The organism is uncultured Campylobacter sp. (assembly GCF_938045465.1).
In the GTDB taxonomy this organism is placed as follows: Bacteria; Campylobacterota; Campylobacteria; order Campylobacterales; family Campylobacteraceae; genus Campylobacter_B.
The window spans coordinates 1-3,132 of sequence record NZ_CALIBF010000109.1 but is presented as its reverse complement, the minus strand read 5'-3'; the positions used below and the strand labels follow the sequence as shown (position 1 = coordinate 3,132).

Annotated in this window: 3 protein-coding genes; 2 read left to right on the top strand and 1 reads right to left on the bottom strand. The window is 43.5% G+C overall.

Going from position 1 to position 3,132, the window contains the following annotated elements; translation table 11 throughout:
• Positions 1-113: 113 nt before the first annotated feature.
• Both Q0413_RS05105 and Q0413_RS05100 read left to right on the top strand, forming a co-directional pair.
• Positions 114-917: a transporter substrate-binding domain-containing protein gene (locus tag Q0413_RS05105; protein WP_298987886.1), complete on the top strand. Its 804-nt coding sequence runs from the start codon at positions 114-116 to the stop codon at positions 915-917.
• 226 nt (positions 918-1,143) lie between these two features.
• A complete protein-coding gene (locus Q0413_RS05100) occupies positions 1,144-1,956 on the top strand; it encodes a transporter substrate-binding domain-containing protein (protein ID WP_297987633.1) in 813 nt (270 codons plus the stop codon).
• 453 nt (positions 1,957-2,409) lie between these two features.
• Here the strand turns inward: Q0413_RS05100 and Q0413_RS05095 are convergent, their stop codons facing one another.
• Entirely contained in the window at positions 2,410-2,997 is a 588-nt protein-coding gene (locus Q0413_RS05095) for an HAD-IB family hydrolase (protein ID WP_297896884.1), read from the bottom strand.
• Between the last annotated feature and the right edge of the window lie 135 nt (positions 2,998-3,132).

Sequence of the window (3,132 nt, the reverse complement as noted above, 5' to 3'; positions counted from 1 at the left end):
CGTTTTGAAATTTCATAAAAAGCAAACGGCAAATAAATTTAGCCTAAAAAAGCGCCTTTTGATTTTAATTTCGCTAGAATTAGCCGTAAATAACCTAAACAAAGGAGCGGCAAATGAAACTACTTTTTACTTTGATCTTGCTTTGTGCGGGGCTTTTTGCAAACACGCTGCAAGATATCAGAAATAGCGGCGTCATTAGAGTAGGCGTCAGAGACGGCAGACCGCCTTTTAGCGAGATTAGCGGTGGTAAATTTGAAGGCTTTGAGATCGAGCTTGCCAATGCTATCGCAAAGGCGATTTTCGGTGCTAAACAAGGCGAAGTGCAGTTTGTCTCTCTAAGCGCCGCCGATCGCGTCTCATATCTGGTCAATAATAAAGTCGATATGGTCGCAGCTACCTTCGTCATCGATTCGGCGCGCAAAAATCATGTAGACTTCTCGATGCCGTATTTTTCGACCAATCTCGGCGTACTAACTCGCAAAGCGGACGCCATCAAAGATATATCGCGTTTGCGTGATATGAGGCTCATAACCGAAGAGGGCACGACCGTAGATAATTACCTCAAAAAAGAGAAATTTAGCAACGTAAGCTACTGCAAAAGCACAAGTGAATGCTACGCGATGATCCGAGACGGCAAAGCCGACGGATACATCAACCTTAATATCACGGTGCTAGCCTACGCCGTCGTGGACGATACGCTCGAAGTACCGTTTCAAAACTTCGGTAAGCCCGATTTCATCGGTATTGGCGTGCAAAAGGGAAATAAGGAGCTACTTGATTTTATCAACGCAGAGCTTGTCAAGCTAAGCAAAGAGGGCTTTTTCAAAAAGGCTTATCAGGACACCTTCGAGCCTTTTTACCGCGGCACAGCGGATAAAAAATACTTCCTTTTAGATGGAATTTATGATTTGCTATAAAAGCGAGCTAGGAATCAAAATATAAAATTTATCGCAGGCATCTTGCATAACGAATAAATCTTGGGATTTAAAATTTTTCAAATTCATTAAATTTTAAATCCCCACTTCGCCCCTAAATTTCAAACCTGCATACGCGCGGTGATTGAATTTTAAACCGCTTGCATTTATTTTCTCTAAAATATATAGTGCTATAATTATTTCAAAACTAAAAAGTAGGGGGCTTTTTATGAGATTACTTTTTATTTTAGCCTTATTTTGCGCTAGCATTTTTGCGAATACACTAGATGAAATCAGGCAGGCAGGGGTTATCAGAGTAGGCGTGCGCGAAGGTCGTCCGCCACTAAGCGAGTCTAATAACGGCAAGTTTGAGGGCTTTGAAATCGAGCTTGCTAGCTCGATCGCCAAAGACATTTTCGGCGATAAAAAGGGCGAAGTGCAGTTCGTAGCCGTAACCGCAGGCGAGAGAATCCCGTTTTTGAAAAATAACAAGGTCGATATGGTTATCGGCACCTTTATGATTACGCAAGAGCGTAAGAAGCAGGTGGATTTCTCACTGCCGTATCTATCGGTAAATTTTGGCATCGTAACGCGTAAAGAGGATCAAGTGAAGGACTTCGCGCAAGTTCGCGATATGAGGATTTCAATTGAAAAGAACCCAAACGGCTCGATGACCGAGCGCTATTTGCGCAAAGAGAAATTTAGCAATTTAGTTTACTGCAAAAATACCTCCGAGTGCTATGCGATGATGAAGGACGGCAGAGCCGACGGTTACGCCAATGACAACATCATCGTCCTAGCCTATGCTGTCGTGGACGATACGCTCGAAGTGCCGTTTAAAAACCTAGGCGCAGCGGAATTCTTAGGCGTCGGCGTGCAAAAAGGCAATCAAAGCTTGCTTGATTTCATCAATGCCGATCTAATTAAGCTAAGCAAAGAGGGCTTTTTCAAAAAGGCTTATGAGGACACTTTCGAGCCGTTTTACCGCGGCACTGCGGATAAAAAATACTTCCTGCTAGACGGAATTTACAACATGCTTTAGGCCTTAGAATTCTAAGGCGCGGAATTTTGAAATTTTAAAATTCCGCTTCGCACGCGGCGAGTAGATATTCTGAAACCTGCAAATTTTGAAATTTTAGTAAGCGAGAAATTCCGCAAAATTTCAAAATTTAAAATTTTATCTCACGCTCGGTTTAAAAACATCTATTCCATTCGGAGCAAAATTCCACGCTACGATAGAATTTTAAAATTTTACGCACGACGAAATTTTAAAATTTTATCTGCACCGAGAATTTTAAAATCCCGTGCTGCAACACAATTTCGTAACTCATGGCTTTTACGCTGTGATGAAATATAAAATTTATCCTGTGGTGTAGAATCCTGTAGATAAGCGTGATAAATTTAAAAGGATAAAATTCCGCGTAAGGCGAAACCTAGCTCTCAGCAAAAGCGCAGTCGCCGCAGATGCTGTTATTCAGCTTTCAGTCGTTAAATTTTACTCAAACGCCTTGTAGTGCGCCTCGTCGGCGAATTCTAACATCTCGCGATCGCCCCTGCTGTCGCCGTAAGCGATAACGCGATCGAAAGCCTGAACGTCGTATGCTGCGCGCACGCGAGCGACCTTTTGCGCGCCGTAGCAGTTCTGCCCCTCGATCTCGCCCGTGATGATGCCGCCTTTGCGCCGTATTTTGGTGCCTAAAAGCTCCAAGCCCTGCGCGTCGCACCACGGGCGCAGCCAGTCTTCGAGCGAGGCGGTGACGATGACGACCCTATCGCCCGCGGCTTTGTAGCTTGCGATCTTGTCCATCGCGCTTTGTTTTAGGATGTCTTCGATGTGGGTGGTGGAGTATTTTTTGCAAATTTTATCGAATTTATCGGCGCTCATACCTGCAAAAAAGTAGCCCAAGAGCTTTCTGCGCGTAAAATTATTGCTCGCAAGACCTAATTTATACGCCGCCAAAATGGGCGATAGCACCAAAATCCCGCGAAAAAATTTCTTAAATCCGACTACGTAGGCGACGAACTCAAGCAGCGAATCATCGCGCGTGATCGTGCCGTCAAAGTCGAATAAAACAAGATTCATTGCCTCTCCTAGCAAAATTTCAGAAGCGTAAATTTTAAAATTTGCCTATAAAAAAAGGCGTGGAATTTAAAAGCTAAATTTGTAAAGTTTTGTCAGAAGTCAAAGTGAGAAAAAATTTGAGATAGTCGCCTAAAG